Consider the following 15,856-nt stretch of genomic DNA (forward strand, 5'->3'; position numbering starts at 1 on the left):
GACAAGGGGTGGGCGTGGCGGGAATCCCCCTGGCGCGTTGGCGGGAATCCGCCTGAAGAATTGTCCTACAGGCCCCCGGTGATTTCTGTAGGCCACGGCGCACTAAGCGTTGCGCGATCCGCTCCGGTTGGCACAGCCCTTGCGATAGGAGCACCGCCATCCATTGGTTTGGATCGCAGAACAACAAAGTCTCCCAGCAAGGGAGGTGATTGAGACCGGTGGTGCGCCTCTGTACGGAATCAGGCCCCGCACCACCCGAGAGGACCTGCCATGACCCGTCAACCCCTCTACAAAAGCCTTTATTTCCAGGTTCTGGTGGCCATCGCCATCGGCATCCTGGTCGGCCACTTCTACCCGCAGACCGGCGTCGCCCTGAAGCCGCTGGGCGACAGCTTCGTCAAGCTGATCAAGATGGCCATCGCGCCGATCATCTTCTGCACCGTGGTCACCGGCATCGCCGGTATGCAGAGCATGAAGGCCGTCGGCAAGACCGGTGGCTACGCGCTGCTGTATTTCGAGATCGTCTCCACCCTCGCGCTGCTGATCGGCCTGGTCGTGGTCAACGTGGTACAGCCTGGCGTCGGCATGCACGTCGACCCCACCACCCTGGACACCAAGGGCATCGCGGCCTACGCGGCGGCCGGCGAGAAGCAGTCCACCATCGACTTCCTGATGAACGTCATTCCGGGCACCGTGGTCGGCGCCTTCGCCAATGGCGACATCCTCCAGGTGCTGTTCTTCTCCGTGCTGTTCGGCTACGCGCTGCACCGCATGGGTGACTACGGCCGTCCGGTGTTCGAATTCATCGAGCGCATCTCCCAGGTGATGTTCAACATCATCAACGTGATCATGAAGGTCGCGCCCATCGGTGCCTTCGGTGCCATGGCCTTCACCATCGGCGCCTACGGCGTGGGCTCGTTGGTGCAGCTCGGCCAGCTGATGCTGTGCTTCTACATCACCTGCCTGCTGTTCGTGCTGATCGTGCTGGGCGGCATCGCCCGCGCCCATGGCTTCAGCATCCTCAAGTTCATCAAGTACATCCGCGAGGAACTGCTGATCGTGCTGGGCACCTCGTCCTCCGAGTCCGCCCTGCCGCGCATGATCGCCAAGATGGAAAAACTCGGTGCCAACAAGTCGGTCGTCGGCCTGGTGATCCCCACCGGTTATTCCTTCAACCTCGACGGCACCTCCATCTACCTGACCATGGCCGCGGTGTTCATCGCCCAGGCCACCGACACGCCGATGGACATCACCCACCAGATCACCCTGCTGCTGGTGCTGCTTATCGCCTCCAAGGGTGCCGCCGGCGTCACCGGTAGCGGCTTCATCGTCCTGGCCGCCACCCTCTCCGCCGTCGGCCACCTGCCCGTCGCGGGCCTGGCGCTGATCCTCGGCATCGACCGCTTCATGTCCGAAGCCCGCGCCCTGACCAACCTGGTCGGCAACGGCGTGGCGACCCTGGTCGTCGCCAAGTGGTGCAAGCAGCTGGACACCGACACCCTGGACCGCGAACTGGCCGGCAATGCCGCGCCACAGGTAGAAGCCCAGCGCGTCTGAACCCTGCAATTCTCTCCTCCCTCCCCACGGGGAGGAGATTTTCCAGGCCCGTCTCGTGACGGGCTTTTTTATGGGCGGCTTTTAGTGGGTCCCCGCGTTCGCGGGGATGACGAGGTACCGCGAGCGTTTTGCATTCCCATCGCTCCCGCGCATGCAGGAGCCCCCTGAAGCTGTGCTGAGCACATGGGTCAATCGACCCTGAGCGCTTGCGTCATTGAGCGTGCGGGCGGGCGCCGCCTACCCTGCGGAACGTTTTTTTCCAGGGAGACCCTCCGCATGCAGCGCATCCATTTCGAAACCGAACACAACCTGTTCCGCGACGCGTTCCGCGCCTTCCTGCAGAAGGAAGTGGTGCCGCACCAGGAGGCCTGGGAAGAGGCGGGCGTGGTGGACCGCGCCGTGTGGCGCAAGGCTGGCGAGATGGGCTTTTTGCTGCCCTGGGCGGACGAGGAGTACGGCGGCGCCGGGCTCAAGGACTTCCGCTACGAGCAGATCATGTGCGAGGAGCTGGCCCGCATCAACGAGCCGGGCTTCATGATCCCGCTGCATTCGGCGCTGTGCGGCCCCTACATCGCCGAATACGGCAACGCCGAGCAGAAGGCGCGCTTTTTGCCGGGGATCATCAGCGGGGAGATCATCCTCGCGGTGGCCATGACCGAGCCTTCCGCCGGCTCCGACCTCGCCGGCATGCGCACCACCGCCGTGGACAAGGGCGATCACTACGAGCTGAACGGCTCCAAGGTGTTCATCTCCAACGGCCTGCTGGCGGATGTGGTGATAGTCGCGGCCAAGACCGACCCGGCCAACAAGCACGCCATGGGCCTGTTCCTGGTGGAGCGCGACATGCTCGGCTTCGAGCGCGGGCGCAACCTGAAGAAGCTGGGCATGAAGAGCCAGGACACCGCCGAGCTGTTCTTCAACAACGTCAAGGTGCCCAAGGAGAACCTGCTGGGCGATGCCAAGGGCGGCTTCTTCTACCTGATGAACATGCTCGCCCAGGAGCGCCTGACCAACGCCTGCGGCGCGGTGGCCGGGGCCGAGGCGGCATTGCAGGCCACCATCGACTACGTGAAGGAGCGCAAGGCCTTCGACCGGCCCGTCTCGCACTTCCAGAACACCCGCTTCAAGCTGGCCGAGATGCGCACCCAGATCGACGTCGCCCAGGTCTTCACCGACCGCTGCGTGATGGATCACAACCAGAAGAAACTCACCCCCGAGGTGGCCGCCGAGGCCAAGCTGTTCACCACCGAGCTGCTGTGCAAGGTGGTGGACGAGGGCGTGCAGCTGCACGGCGGCTGGGGCTACATGTGGGAATACCCGATCTGCAAGATGTACGCGAACGCGCGCATCCAGCGCATCTTCGCCGGCACCTCGGAGATCATGAAGGAGATCATCAGCCGCGGCATGAAGCTCTGAACCCCGGCCCGGCGCCCCGGGCCGGGCTAGAGTTCAGCCACTGTGTAGACATCAGGAGGCCACTGCCATGAATGCACCGCTGGGCGCCATCGACGCCTGGGCCCAACCTGCCAACGGCCGCGCCCGCGAGCTGTTGCCGGAGGTGGTCCGGCTGTTCGAGAAATCCGGTTCCGCGCACTTGCTCGACCAGCCGCTGACGCCCGAGCAGACGGTGGCGGAGATGGACCGCGCGGGCGTGGAGAAGCTCATGCTCGCCGCCTGGTGCCGGCCGGAGCGCTGGGTGTTCGACAACGACCTGGTGGCCGAGTACACCCGCGCCTTCCCCGAGCGTTTCGTCGGGGTCGCCACGGTGGACCTCGGCAAACCCCTGGCGGCGGTGCGCGAGCTGGAACGGGCGGTGCTGGAGCTGGGCTGCAAGGCGCTGCGCGTGGTGCCCTGGCTGTGGAAGCTGCCGCCCAACCACCGGCTCTATTACCCGCTCTATGTGAAGTGCATCGAGTTGGACATCCCCTTCTGCACCCAGGTGGGCCACACCGGCCCGCTGATGCCCTCGGAGACGGGGCGTCCGGTGCCTTACCTGGACGAGGTGGCGCTGGATTTCCCCGAACTGCGCATCGTCGCCGGGCACATCGGCCATCCCTGGACCGAGGAGATGATCGGCCTGGCCTGGAAGCACGACAACATCTACATCGACACCTCCGCCTACCTGCCGCGCTACTACCCCCAGGCGCTGCTGCAGTTCATGCGCAGCTACGGCCAGGACAAGGTGCTGTTCGGCAGCAACTTCCCGCAGCTGTCCCTTGAGCGCTGCATGACCCAGGTGAAGGAGCTGGCGCTGCCGGCGGAGATCGAGGCGAAGTTCCTCCAGGGTAACGCCCGCCGGGTGTTCCGGCTGTGAGGCCGTGCGGTGGGCCCTCGCGTTCGCGAGGGTGACGGTGGGGCCGGGCGCCTGTGTTCCCCCGGCCGCGAGACGCTCCGATCACTACAAGAACAACAAGGAGGGTTGAAGGATGACCGACCAACTGCCGTTGCAGCGGCTCGCCCATTGGGTGGCCACCTCGCCGGACCGTGTCTGGCTCAGCCAGCCGGTGGAGCGCCAGTGGCATGACCTGACCTGGCGTCAGGCCGACGACCAGGCCCGGCGCCTGGCCAGCGCCTTGCGGGCATTGGGCTGCGCGCCTGGCGACCGGGTGGCGATCCTGGCGAAGAACTGCGCCGAGTGGATCATCAGCGACCTGGCGATCATGCTCGCGGGCCTGGTCAGCGTGCCGCTGTACCCGTTGCAGTCGGTGGAGAGCATCGACTACGTGCTGCGCCACTCGGCGTGCAAGGCGATCATCCTCGGCAAGCTCGACGAGGCCGGGAAGTTCGAGGCCGGCATTCCCGCCGAGGTCATCCGCATCGCCATGCCGTACCCGACCCTGGGCGCGCAGCACCCCTGGCACGCGCTGCTGGCCGCCCACGAGCCGTTGCGCGACGGGCATGTGCAGCGCCCGGACGATTTGCTCAGCATCCTCTACACCTCTGGCACCACCGGGCAGCCCAAGGGCGTGATGCAGCATGCCGAGGCCTTCGCCTTCGCCTCCAGCCGCTCGGTGGCGGAGATGGGGCTGGACGAGCGCGAGCAGTTCTTCTCCTACCTGCCGCTGTCCCATGCCGCCGAGCGCTTCCTGGTGGAAACCAACAGCCTGTATTGCGGGGGCGCCATCGCCTTCGTCGAATCCCTGGAGACCTTCGCCGCCGACCTCAAGCGGGTGCGGCCGACGGTGTTCTTCTCCGTGCCGCGCCTGTGGACGCGCTTCCAGCAGGGCGTGCTGGAGAAGCTGCCCCAGGCGAGGCTCGACCGCCTGCTGCGCATCCCGCTGCTGGGCGCGCTGGTGGCGCGCAAGATCCGCCAGGGGCTGGGTCTGGACCGCGCGCGGGTGCTGGTCAGCGGCGCGGCGCCGATCCCGGTGGCGCTGCTGGAATGGTACCGGCGCATCGGCCTGACCCTCTGCGAGGGCTACGGCATGACCGAGAACTTCGCCTACGGCAACTTCAACCGGCCCGGCCAGGTGCGCTTCGGCAGCGTCGGGCGGGTGATGCCGGACAACGAGGTGCGCATCGCCGAGAACGGCGAGATCCTCTACCGCAGCCGGGCGCTGATGGCCGGCTATTACCTGGAACCGGAGAAGACCGCCGACGCGCTGCAGGCCGGCTGGCTGCACACCGGCGACAAGGGCGAGATCGATGCCGATGGCTACCTGCGCATCACCGGGCGGGTGAAGGACATCTTCAAGACCAGCAAGGGCAAGTACGTGGCGCCGGCACCCATCGAGGGCGAGATCGCCAAGAACCTCTGGGTCGAGCAGGTGTGCCTGATGGGCAACGGCCTGGACCAGCCGCTGGCGTTGATCGAGCTCAGCCCGGCGGCCCGCGCCGAGCCGCGCGGCAAGGTGGAAGCCGAGCTGACGGCGAGCCTGCAGGTGCTCAATGCCCAGCTGCTGCCCCATGAGCGCATCAGCCATTTCGTGCTGGTGCGCGAGAGCTGGACGGTGGATAACGGCTGCATGACGCCGACCATGAAGATCCGCCGCAACGTGCTGGAACAACGCTTCGCCGCAGTCGCCGCGTGCCTGGACGCACGCCAGCCGCTGCATTGGGAATGAACCGAACCGCTATGGAGTCGCCATGAAAGGCCCGCTCGCTTCGCTGAAGATCCTCGATTTCTCCACCCTGCTTCCGGGGCCTTTCGCCTCGCTGCTGCTGGCCGACATGGGCGCGGAGGTGCTGCGTGTCGAATCCCCCAGCCGCATGGACCTGGTGCGTGTGCTGCCGCCCCATGACGGCGGCACCTCCACCAGCCACGCCTACCTGAACCGCAACAAGCGCAGCATCGCCCTCGACCTCAAGCGCCCCGAGGCGGTGGAGGTGGTGCGCCAGCTGGTGGCCGAGTACGACATCGTGCTGGAGCAGTTCCGCCCCGGGGTGATGGACAAGCTCGGCGTGGGCTACGAGGCGCTGAAGGCGATCAACCCCAGGCTGATCTATGTCTCCATCACCGGCTACGGCCAGACCGGGCCCTATCGCGACCGTGCCGGCCATGACATCAACTACCTGGCCGTGGCCGGCATCGCCAGCTACACCGGGCGCCAGGAGAGCGGCCCGCTGCCCCTGGGCGTGCAGCTGGCGGATATCGCCGGCGGCTCGCTGCACGGGGTGATGGGCCTGCTGGCGGCGGTGATCCAGCGCCAGGCGACGGGGGAGGGGCAGCACGTGGACGTGAGCATGACCGACTGCGCCTTCAGCCTGCACGGCATGGCCGGCGCCGGTTACCTCGGTGCGGGCGTGGAGCCGGACATGGAGAACCAGGCGCTCAACGGCGGCAGCTTCTATGACTACTACCGCACCCGCGATGGCCGCTGGTTCTCGGTGGGCAGCCTGGAGCCGCAATTCATGCAACAGTTCTGCGCCGCCATCGGCCGGCCGGAGCTGGCTGCCCGCGGGCTGTCGCCCAAGCCGGAGGACCAGCGCGAGCTCAAGCGCACCATCGAGATCGAGTTCGAGAAACGCGACTTCGCCGAATGGCGCGAGCTGTTCGCTGCGCTGGATGCCTGTGTTGAGCCGATGCTGCCGCTTTCCGAGGCGGTGCGGCACCCGCAGATCGAGGCGCGGGGCCTTGTCACCGAGGTGCCGCGCGAGGGGCTGCCGGCGCAACGGCAGATCGCCTGCCCGATCAAGTTCTCCACCGGCCTGCCGGCGCCGCGCCATGTGGGCGTCGCCGTGGGCGCCCACACCGCCGAGGTGCTGGCGGAACTGGGCTATACCGCCGAGCAGATCGCCGCGCTGAAAGCCGGCAAGGTGACGGGATAAAGAGGCTTCAAGCTTCAAGCTTCAAGCTTCAAGCGGACCTGTGCATCGGCGGGTTGCACCCGCCCTACGGGCTCCTGCCCGAGGTTCCGCCCTTACTCTTGCCGCTGTTCCCCACTGAACACCAGGGTCACCTTGCAGCGCCGGCAGTAGTAGCGGCGCCCGCGTGCCACCAGGGCGTGGCGCTGGGAGGAGAAGGGGTAGTCGCCGTCCGGGCAGGCGCAGCGGTAGAGGTAGCGGGTGACCTTGCGCCGCTTCACGTCATAGCTGTGGCAGCGGTTGGGCGGCAGCTCGTAGACGCCGCGCATGATCAGTTGCCACTCCTCGCCGTGGGGCTGGATACGGTGGCCGAACAACTGGTGGGCGACCAGGTGCGCCACTTCGTGGGCAACGGTCTGCTTGAGGAAATCTTCCTGGTTCTCGCGATACAGCTGCGGGTTGAAACGCAGCTTGTTCTCATCCAGGTGGGCGACGCCGGCCTTCTGGCCCCGCAACTTGAAGCTGACTTCGGGGCGGGGGAACCGGCGTTGGAAAAAAGCTTCCGCCTGCTGGTAGCAGGCTTCGACGCGCGCGTGTAGCAGCTCGGGCATAGAGGGCACTCCAGGGCCCGCGATTATGCCGCAAAGCTGCCACCGGTCGAATCGTTCTCCTGCCGAGCGGTCGTCACGCGCCGTACTAGACGTATTCCGGCGTCAGGTACAGGTGCCAGTGCAGGATCACCGACACCAGCACGTTGGCCATCACCAGCAGCCCCACCGCCCAGATGGACGAGGCGTAGAGGAAGCTCTGTTCCTGTTTCAGGCGCATGAACACCGGGACTCCGACGAACAGCAGGAAGGTCGAGTAGGCACCGGCGAGCAGCAGCACGGCCACCGCCAGCCAGCGGCTGGGGTAGAGGCCGGCGATTCCGGCGATGAACAGCGGGGTGGCGGTATAGGCGATGAAGCCCACGCATTCGTTGAAGCCGGGGCGGGTCTCGAAGGCGCGCGCCATCCAGCGCACGAAGCCGCCCATCAGCAGGACGCCGAACACGGTGGCGAGGTACAGGGCGACGCTCAGTTGCAGGGCGCTGCCGGAGGCGAGCCGCACCACCTCGTCCTCGGCCAGGCTCCAGCCGACCACGGTGGTGCCCATGTAGAGACTGAGCGCCGGGATGGTCGATAGCAGCAGGAGGTGCACCAGGTAATGCAGGCTGTTGCGCGTCTCGTCCTGGCGGATTTCCTGCCAGGCGCGTTCCGGCTGGGTGAAGAGGGTCAATAGATGCGGGGCCATGGCTGTTCTCCTTGGGCGCACGGGCGCTGTCGCAGGGGGCTCAAGGAGTTAGAGGGCCGGGGAGGGGAGGGGAGGGTTTCAACTATTTGGCCGACCGGCAAACGAAGAGGCCGCCCCTGGGGCGGCCTCCGTCCTGCGGTTGAAGGGATCAGCGGATGTACACCGGCCCCACACCCATGCCCCAGAGGATGACCGAGGCGGCGATCATCGCCACCAGCACCACCAGGCCCACAGCCAGCACCGAGCTGGAGAACAGGAAGCCTTCGTCCGTGGGGATGTTCATGAAGGTCGGAATGCCCACATAGAGCAGATAGACCGTGTAGCAGATGGCCGCCGTGCCGATGATCATGCCGAGCCAGAGGTGCGGGTAGAGCGCCGCGAGGCCGCCGATGAACAGCGGGGTGGCGCAGTACGCGGCGAACACGACGCATTCGGTGAAGCTCGGCGAGGCATCGTAGGTGCGCGCCATCCAGTGGATGAAGGCGCCCATCACGGCGACGCCGGCGAGCATGGCGAGGTAGGAGAGGATGGTCATCTGCATCGCGCTGGACTGCGTGAGCATGACCGGATCGCCCTTGCCGATGGCCCAGCCGACCTGGGTGGTGCCTATATAGGCGGACACTACGGGAATGGCAGCGAGTACCAGGATATGGGTCAGGTACATGTGGCTGATGCTTTCTTCCTCGCCACGGATTTCCTGCCATTCCTGATCGGGATGGGTGAAGAGCCCCCAAACGTGGTGGATCATTCTGAACACCTCCTCATTATTATGAGGTCGCCCCCCAGCGAAGCGCCGGGTACGCGTAGCCAGCGTCATCCGGTGCTCGGCCGACACATGCGACCTTGTGTCGCAGTATAGGTCCAGGCTGGGGCCCGCGCCTGCCGTGGCTTTAGAGCAAATCAGACTTAATGCTCAGCGGTAATAGCGCTGAAGTATTTCCATCGCCTTGTTGATCGACTGGATGCGCTCGGTGCTGCCGCCGCGATCGGGATGATGCTGGCCCACCAGTTGGCGGTAGCGGCGCTTGATCACCCCGAGGTCGAGCGCTTCGTCGCCCTCGACCAGCTCGAACAGCTCCAGGGCGGCGAGCTTCTCGTCCCCGCCCTGCATGCGCGTCCAGAAGCTGGCGAGCAGCTTCTCGACATCCCGCTCGGTGGTGTCGCGCAGGTGACGGGTGTCCAGGTAGTAGGTGCGCAGCGGGTCGTGCTCGGTGAGCGCATCGCTGCCCGCTGCGTAGGGCAGCAGGCGGATGCTCAGCGGGCTGATGGCGAGGAAGGCGCTGCCTTCGGCCCAGAGGCGGTCGCGCAATAGATAGAGGGCGTTGAAGAGCAGGAAATGGGTACGGAACAGCACCAGGCGGTCGGCCAGATCCAGGTGGGGGATGTGGGTGGAGTGGCCGGCCTTGAGGCGCTGGATCAGCTCGAATTCGCCGATGCCGTCCGGCGCCTGGCGCAGGAGCACCAGCAATTGGTCGACGAGGTCGAGGGAGGGGTCTAGTTCGCTGTTCATCGGGCGCAGGCTAGCACAGCGAAACTGAGGGCTGGGGTGGCGCGCGCTTTGTGCGTAAAATAGCCAGCTTTTCGCACCCCTCCCCGGATTCCAGAGCACCATGGGCACCCTTTCGGTCAACCAGAACAAACTGCAGAAACGCATCCGTCGCCTCGCCGGCGAAGCCATCGCCGACTTCAACATGATCGAGGACGGCGACAAGGTCATGGTCTGCCTGTCCGGCGGCAAGGACAGCTACACCATGCTCGACGTCCTGCTGTACCTGCAGAAGGTCGCGCCGATCAAGTTCGAGATCGTCGCCGTGAACATGGACCAGAAGCAGCCGGGCTTCCCCGAGCACGTGCTGCCGGCCTACCTGGAGTCCATCGGCGTCGAGTACCACATCGTCGAGAAGGACACCTATTCGGTGGTGAAGGAGAAGATCCCGGAAGGCAAGACCACCTGCTCGCTGTGCTCGCGCCTGCGCCGGGGCACGCTCTACACCTTCGCCGACGAGATCGGCGCGACCAAGATGGCCCTCGGTCACCACCGCGACGACATCCTGGAAACCTTCTTCCTCAACATGTTCTACGGCGGCACGCTCAAGGCCATGCCGCCGAAGCTGCGCGCCGATGACGGCCGCAACGTGGTGATCCGCCCGCTGGCGTACTGCAACGAGGCCGATATCGAGGCCTACTCGCAGCTCAAGGAATTCCCGATCATCCCGTGCAACCTCTGCGGCTCGCAGGAGAACCTGCAGCGCCAGGTGGTCAAGGAGATGCTCCAGGAATGGGAGCGCAAATCGCCAGGCCGTACCGAGATCATGTTTCGCGCCCTGCAGAACGTGGTGCCCTCGCAACTGGCCGATCGCAACCTGTTCGACTTCGCCAATCTGCGCATCGACGAAAGCGCCGCGCCGCGCACCCTGGACGTCGTCAATATCTGAAGCGGAGCTGGAAGCCGAGAGCCTGAAGCCGGAAGCCGGAAGGTTTCAAGCTTCAAGCTTCAAGCTTCAAGCTTCAAGCTTTCTAGCCAAGGCCCTTTTTATGCGTGACTACCGCTGGCTCCACGAGTATTGCCTCAACCGCTTCGGCTCGGCCGAGGCCCTGGAGGCGCGCCTGCCGCAGCCGCGCAGCGATGCCGAGCTGCGCGAGCTGGCCGATGATCGCTACCTGTCGCTGCTGGCCCTGCGGGTGTTCCGTGCCGGGCTCAAGCACAGCCTGGTGGACGCCAAGTGGCCGGCCTTCGAGGAGGTGTTCTTCGGCTTCGACCCGGAGAAGGTGGTGCTGATGGGCGCCGAGCACCTGGAGCGGCTGATGCAGGATGCGCGGTTGATCCGCCACCTGGGCAAGCTCAAGAGCGTGCCGCGCAACGCCCAGTTCATCCTCGACGTGCGCCGTGAGAAGGGCAGCTTTGGTGCGCTGATCGCCGATTGGCCGGTGGCCGATATCGTCGGCCTGTGGAAGTACCTGGCCAAGCACGGCAGCCAGCTGGGCGGGTTGTCGGCGCCGCGCTTCCTGCGCATGGTCGGCAAGGACACCTTCATCCCCACCGACGACATGGTCGCTGCGCTCAAGGCCCAGGAGATCATCGACAAGGCGCCCACCAGCCTGCGCGATCTCGCCCAGGTGCAGGCCGCCTTCAACCGCTGGCACGAGGAAAGCGGCAGGCCGCTGTGCCAGCTCTCGGTGATGCTGGCCCATACCGTCAACCACTGATCCCGTTTCGCGAGGCAGGAGGCTTCCATGGAGCATTCGTCGGACATCGCCCGGGTCGCCGCTGAGCTGAAGCGGGCCGAACGCATCCTCATCATCACGGGGGCCGGCCTTTCTGCGGATTCCGGCCTGCCTACCTACCGAGGGCTCGGCGGTCTCTACAATGGCATGACGGAGGAGGGCATCCCGATCGAGGAGGCCATCTCCGGCCCCATGCTGCGGCGGGACCCGGCCCTGTGCTGGAAGTACCTCGCCCAACTCGGGCGCGCCTGCCTCGGCGCACGCCCCAATGCCGGGCACGCAGCCATCGCGCAATTGCAGCGGCTGAAGCCGGAATGCTGGGTGCTGACGCAGAACATCGACGGCTATCACCGCCAGGCGGGCTCGCCGCCGGAGCGGCTGATCGAGATCCATGGCGAGTTGTCGCCGCTGTTCTGCCAGTCGTGCGGCGCCGAGAGCGACCAACTGTCGCAGCACCTGGAACGGCCTTTGCCTCCCAAATGCACGGTGTGCGGTGGTATCCTCCGGCCTCCCGTCGTCCTGTTCGAGGAAATGCTCCCCGAAAAGGCCATCGACACCCTCTACGCGCAACTGCGCAAGGGCTTCGATGCGGTGCTGGCCGTAGGCACCACGGCGAGCTTCCCCTACATCATCGAACCGGTGATGCGCACCTGCCAGCAAGGCGGCTTCACGGCGGAAATCAACCCCGCCAGCACTGATCTCGCCCGCTCGGTCGACGTACACCTGAAGGGAAAGGCCTTAGATGTTTTGCAGGAACTACTGAGTCACATTTCGATCGATTAAATTTGCAAATTAGATCGATAGAGGGCATATTCGCGCCTTCTTATAATTTTCGACACGGTCGTGCCCATGCTCAGTCGCTTCGCACCCCTCGTGCCTATCACGTTTGCACTGTTTCTCACCGCTTGCGCCGGCGTCTCGCCGAAGCCGCAAGTAGCCGCCACTCCGGAGCCCCAGGCCGCCATCGAAGAGCCGAGCGTCCAGGACATGGCGGACATGATGGACGACGAGCCCTACCAGCTGCCGTCCCTCGCCGACAACGTACTGGAGCGTGGCTTCGAGCTGGTGGGCACCCCCTACCGCTTCGGTGGCCGTTCCCTGAAGACCGGTTTCGATTGCAGCGGCTTCGTCGGCTACCTGTTCAAGGAAGAGGCGGGCATCCAGCTGCCGCGCTCCACCCGCGAAATGATCAACCTCGATGCGCCGGTCATCGCGCGCAGCGAGCTGAAGCCGGGCGACATCGTCTTCTTCAACAACCGTGGCCGTGGCCGCGTCAGCCACGCCGGCATCTATATCGGTGACGACCAGTTCATCCACTCCTCCAGCCATCGCAGCGGCGGTGTGCGGGTCGACAGCCTGGATGACCGCTACTGGAGCGCCAGCTACATGGAAGCCAAGCGCGTCCTGGCGCAGGTTTCCCCATCGATGAACGCCTCGGCGCAAGGCTCGATGCACCGCTGATCGCGTTCCTGATTCACCCATCGGCCCGGACCCTGTTCCGGGCCGATTCGTTTCCGCCTTCCTCTATATAGGCCCGGGTTGCCGCCCAAGCGCAGCGGCGATGGCTTTTTGCTTGCATTATTCGAGCGGTATCAGCACATTAGCGAGCAAACCTCAAGTCAGGACTGACTTGCCATGCCCGCCTTGCACCGTCTCGCCCTCATCGCGCTGCTCGCCCTGCTCGGTGCCTGCTCCAGCCATGCGCCGGCTCCCGCTCCCGTCTACACCCCGCCCGTGGTCCAGGCGCCGTCCTCACCAGCGGCCGATGACGTGCTGTTCCGTGCCCTCGGCCTGGTGGGCACCCCCTACCGCTACGGTGGCAACACCCCGGACAGCGGCTTCGACTGCAGCGGCCTGATCGGCTACGTCTACCGCGACGCCGCCGGTATCAGCCTGCCGCGTTCCACCCGCGAGCTCATCGCCATGCGCGTGCCGACCATCGGCATGAACGCCCTGCAGAGCGGCGACCTGGTGTTCTTCGCCACCAATGGTGGCGGCCAGGTCAGCCACGCCGGCATCTACGTGGGCGAGGGGCGCTTCGTCCACGCGCCGTCCAGCGGCGGAACGGTACGCCTCGACAGCCTGTCCAACAGCTACTGGCAGAAAAGCTACCTGAACGCCAAGCGCGTGCTGCTCGACTCGCACCTGGCGAGCACGCCCTGAGAGGCTGCATGACCACCCGGACGCTCAACCTCGACGACGACCTCTACCGCTACCTGATCGACGTCTCCCTGCGCGAGACGCCGCTCCTGGCGCGCCTGCGCGAAGAGACCGCGCAACTGCCCACCGCGCGCTGGCAGATCGCCCCCGAACAGGGCCAGTTCATGGCCATGCTGGTGCGGCTCACCGGCGCTCGGCGCATCCTCGAGATCGGCACCTTCACCGGCTACAGCGCCCTGGTGATGGCCGAGGCGATGCCGGCGGACGGCCGCATCCTCTGCTGCGACCTGCCCGGCGACTACAACGCCGTCGCCCGGCGCTACTGGCAGGAGGCGGGCGTCGAGGACTGCATCGACCTGCACCTGGCCCCCGCCCTGGAGACCCTCGGTCGCCTGGAGCGCGAAGGGCAGGCCGGCGGCTTCGACCTGATCTTCATCGACGCCGACAAGGCCAACTACCCCGCCTACCTGGAACACGCCCTGGCCCTGGTGCGCAGCGGCGGCCTGGTGTTGTTCGACAACGTGCTGTGGAGCGGCCGCGTACTGGAGGCCAACCCCGACAGCGCCGACACCCGCGCCATCAAGGCCCTGAACCGCGCGCTCAAGACCGATGCCCGCATCGACCTCTCGCTGCTGCCCATCGGCGACGGGCTGACCCTCTGCCGCAAGCGCTGAGCCCGTGGCCGAGCCCATCCGCCTGCCGCCCCAGCCGAACGCCTGCGAACTCTGCCGGCGCGCCGCGCCCCTGACCCGCCACCACCTGATCCCCAAGGCCCTGCACGGCAAGACCTACGTGCAGAAACGCTTCGCCCGCAGCGAGCGCATCACCGCCACCCTCTGGGTCTGCCGTCCCTGTCACAACCAGATCCACCGCCTGTTCAGCGAAAAGGAACTGGCGCTGATCTACAACAGCCGCGAGGCGCTGATGGCCGACGAGCGCCTGCGCACCTTCGTCGACTGGCTGGCGGGCAAGCCGGCGGGGTTCGAGCCGAGGCATTGAGCGCGCGCGGTTGCCCCGGCAGGGCATAGGTATTACCGTCATTCCTCCGGTAATACCGAGGGCTCTGCCATGCCGACCACACTCACCCGCAAGGGCCAAGTCACCATTCCCAAGCCGATCCGCGACGCACTGGGCCTGCACCCGGGAATGTCCGTGGAATTCAGCGTCAATCAGCAGGGCGAGGTGGTACTCAACCGCGTCGACCCTGAGCCCCAGGCAGCGGACCGCTTCGAGGCCGCCCGCGGCAAGGCCGGGCGACGTTGGCGCACTGACGAACTCATGGCCTTGCTGCGCGGCGAAGACTGATGGTTCTGGTCGATACCAATGTGCTGATCGACGTCCTGGCGGATGACCCGCATTGGGCCGACTGGTCGATCCGCCAATTGCGTGCCCAGTCCCGGGTGCATGCGCTGGCGATCAACGCGGTGGTCTATGCCGAGCTGGCGCTGACCTTCGATCGCTTCGAGGCGCTCGACGAGGCGGTCGAACAACTGCAGCTGCACCTGCTGGAAATGCCCCGCCCGGCGCTCTTCCTCGCCGGCAAGGCCTTCGACCGCTACCGCCGGGCGGGAGGTGTCAGGGAAGGGGTGCTGGCTGACTTCTTCATCGGCGCCCATGCCGCCGTGGAAGGCTGCGCCCTGCTGACGCGCGATGTGCGGCGTTACCGCAATTATTTCCCCGGGCTGGAGCTGATCAGCCCGGACGTACTCTGACTCAAGCCGCCTTCGCCATCGCCTCGCATTCCACCACGCAGCGCTGGCAGGCCTGCGCGCATTCCTGGCAGTGGTCATGGTCATGCTTGGCGCATGCCTCGGCGCAGGCCTGGCAGGCGATGGCGCAGAGGCGGCAGACCTCGTCGGCCAAGGGGCTGTCGCGGGCCATCAGCAGGGCGGCGAGGCGGCACAGGTCGGCGCAGTCGCGGTCGGTGCGGATGCACAGCGCCATGTGGCCGGCGTCTTCCTCGCGCAGGCAGGCGGCAGCGCAGTGTTCGCAGGCGATGGCGCAGGCGTTGCAGGCCTGGATGCAGCAGGCATAGCGTTCGCGGATCATGGAGGTCTCCTCATGGCGTGGGTCCTGTTGAGTGGACGTGGCTCCGCCGCCATCGGTTCGACCTATTTCCCGCCCGCCGCCCGTCGATTGACCCTGGCCACCCCGGCCACTAAGCTGCGCGCCTTGCACCAGGTGCCCCGCGGCCATGCCGCCGGGGTGAAACAGGGAAGCCGGTCCATTCTTCCGAAGAATCCGGCGCTGCCCCCGCAACGGTAGGCGAGTCATCCACCGCATCCAGCCACTGTGCCCCGGCATGGGAAGGCGCGGTCGGGGAACCGACGGTTCCACTCGCAAGCCCGGAGACCGGCCTGGTGTGACTGCGCATGGG

Annotated in this window: 19 protein-coding genes and 1 riboswitch; of the genes, 14 read left to right on the forward strand and 5 right to left on the reverse strand. The window is 66.1% G+C overall.

Annotated elements, in window-relative coordinates; translation table 11 throughout:
* The first annotated feature begins 270 nt into the window (after positions 1-270).
* From DMX10_RS16295 to DMX10_RS16315, 5 genes are all read left to right on the forward strand, one after another.
* The gene (locus DMX10_RS16295) at positions 271-1,557 is read left to right on the forward strand and encodes a dicarboxylate/amino acid:cation symporter (RefSeq protein WP_111262038.1); all 1,287 of its coding nucleotides are present in this window, start codon (positions 271-273) and stop codon (positions 1,555-1,557) included.
* A 276-nt stretch (positions 1,558-1,833) separates the two neighbouring features.
* Positions 1,834-2,973, forward strand: coding sequence for an acyl-CoA dehydrogenase family protein (locus DMX10_RS16300; RefSeq protein ID WP_111262039.1), 1,140 nt, complete (start codon positions 1,834-1,836; stop codon positions 2,971-2,973).
* Between the two features lie 67 nt (positions 2,974-3,040).
* Positions 3,041-3,871: an amidohydrolase family protein gene (locus DMX10_RS16305; RefSeq protein WP_111262040.1), complete on the forward strand. Its 831-nt coding sequence runs from the start codon at positions 3,041-3,043 to the stop codon at positions 3,869-3,871.
* Between the two features lie 112 nt (positions 3,872-3,983).
* Complete coding sequence (locus DMX10_RS16310; RefSeq protein WP_111262041.1) at positions 3,984-5,621, forward strand: AMP-binding protein; 1,638 nt, start codon at positions 3,984-3,986, stop codon at positions 5,619-5,621.
* Between the two features lie 22 nt (positions 5,622-5,643).
* Positions 5,644-6,825, forward strand: a complete 1,182-nt coding sequence (locus tag DMX10_RS16315; protein ID WP_111262042.1) for a CaiB/BaiF CoA-transferase family protein — start codon at positions 5,644-5,646, stop codon at positions 6,823-6,825.
* Positions 6,826-6,917: 92 nt separating this feature from the next.
* Here the strand turns inward: DMX10_RS16315 and DMX10_RS16320 are convergent, their stop codons facing one another.
* The 4 genes from DMX10_RS16320 to DMX10_RS16335 all read right to left on the reverse strand — a co-directional run bounded on the left by DMX10_RS16320 (position 6,918) and on the right by DMX10_RS16335 (position 9,604).
* Positions 6,918-7,412, reverse strand: coding sequence for a SprT family zinc-dependent metalloprotease (locus DMX10_RS16320; RefSeq protein WP_111262043.1), 495 nt, complete (start codon positions 7,410-7,412; stop codon positions 6,918-6,920).
* Positions 7,413-7,497: 85 nt separating this feature from the next.
* Positions 7,498-8,094, reverse strand: coding sequence for a Yip1 family protein (locus tag DMX10_RS16325; protein WP_111262044.1), 597 nt, complete (start codon positions 8,092-8,094; stop codon positions 7,498-7,500).
* 148 nt (positions 8,095-8,242) lie between these two features.
* The gene (locus DMX10_RS16330; RefSeq protein ID WP_111262045.1) at positions 8,243-8,842 is read right to left on the reverse strand and encodes a Yip1 family protein; all 600 of its coding nucleotides are present in this window, start codon (positions 8,840-8,842) and stop codon (positions 8,243-8,245) included.
* 165 nt (positions 8,843-9,007) lie between these two features.
* Positions 9,008-9,604, reverse strand: a complete 597-nt coding sequence (locus DMX10_RS16335) for a DNA-J related domain-containing protein (RefSeq protein ID WP_111262046.1) — start codon at positions 9,602-9,604, stop codon at positions 9,008-9,010.
* 100 nt (positions 9,605-9,704) lie between these two features.
* Here DMX10_RS16335 and ttcA point away from each other — a divergent pair, with 100 nt between their 5' ends.
* From ttcA to DMX10_RS16380, 9 genes are all read left to right on the forward strand, one after another.
* Positions 9,705-10,529, forward strand: coding sequence for a tRNA 2-thiocytidine(32) synthetase TtcA (ttcA, locus tag DMX10_RS16340; protein WP_111262047.1), 825 nt, complete (start codon positions 9,705-9,707; stop codon positions 10,527-10,529).
* 100 nt (positions 10,530-10,629) lie between these two features.
* Positions 10,630-11,301, forward strand: a complete 672-nt coding sequence (locus tag DMX10_RS16345; RefSeq protein WP_111262048.1) for a DNA-3-methyladenine glycosylase I — start codon at positions 10,630-10,632, stop codon at positions 11,299-11,301.
* Positions 11,302-11,328: 27 nt separating this feature from the next.
* Entirely contained in the window at positions 11,329-12,102 is a 774-nt protein-coding gene (locus tag DMX10_RS16350) for an NAD-dependent deacylase (RefSeq protein WP_111262049.1), read from the forward strand.
* 66 nt (positions 12,103-12,168) lie between these two features.
* On the forward strand, positions 12,169-12,780 hold the full coding sequence (locus DMX10_RS16355) for a C40 family peptidase (protein ID WP_111262050.1): 612 nt from the start codon (positions 12,169-12,171) through the stop codon (positions 12,778-12,780).
* Between the two features lie 174 nt (positions 12,781-12,954).
* Positions 12,955-13,482: a C40 family peptidase gene (locus tag DMX10_RS16360; RefSeq protein ID WP_111262051.1), complete on the forward strand. Its 528-nt coding sequence runs from the start codon at positions 12,955-12,957 to the stop codon at positions 13,480-13,482.
* 8 nt (positions 13,483-13,490) lie between these two features.
* Positions 13,491-14,153: an O-methyltransferase gene (locus tag DMX10_RS16365; RefSeq protein WP_111262052.1), complete on the forward strand. Its 663-nt coding sequence runs from the start codon at positions 13,491-13,493 to the stop codon at positions 14,151-14,153.
* A gap of 4 nt (positions 14,154-14,157) precedes the next feature.
* Positions 14,158-14,478, forward strand: a complete 321-nt coding sequence (locus tag DMX10_RS16370) for a hypothetical protein (protein ID WP_111262053.1) — start codon at positions 14,158-14,160, stop codon at positions 14,476-14,478.
* A 69-nt stretch (positions 14,479-14,547) separates the two neighbouring features.
* The gene (locus tag DMX10_RS16375) at positions 14,548-14,784 is read left to right on the forward strand and encodes an AbrB/MazE/SpoVT family DNA-binding domain-containing protein (RefSeq protein WP_111262054.1); all 237 of its coding nucleotides are present in this window, start codon (positions 14,548-14,550) and stop codon (positions 14,782-14,784) included.
* A complete protein-coding gene (locus DMX10_RS16380; protein WP_111262055.1) occupies positions 14,784-15,191 on the forward strand; it encodes a type II toxin-antitoxin system VapC family toxin in 408 nt (135 codons plus the stop codon). The genes DMX10_RS16375 and DMX10_RS16380 overlap by 1 nt, the downstream gene beginning before the upstream one ends.
* Before the next feature lies 1 nt (position 15,192).
* On the opposite strand, the gene DMX10_RS16385 is transcribed toward DMX10_RS16380, so the two are convergent.
* The gene (locus DMX10_RS16385) at positions 15,193-15,528 is read right to left on the reverse strand and encodes a four-helix bundle copper-binding protein (protein WP_111262056.1); all 336 of its coding nucleotides are present in this window, start codon (positions 15,526-15,528) and stop codon (positions 15,193-15,195) included.
* Positions 15,529-15,641: 113 nt separating this feature from the next.
* Positions 15,642-15,855: riboswitch (cobalamin riboswitch) on the forward strand.
* The last annotated feature ends 1 nt before the right edge of the window (position 15,856 follow it).

It is taken from the genome of Pseudomonas sp. 57B-090624 (genome assembly GCF_003234055.1).
Taxonomy (GTDB): domain Bacteria; phylum Pseudomonadota; class Gammaproteobacteria; order Pseudomonadales; family Pseudomonadaceae; genus Metapseudomonas; species Metapseudomonas tohonis.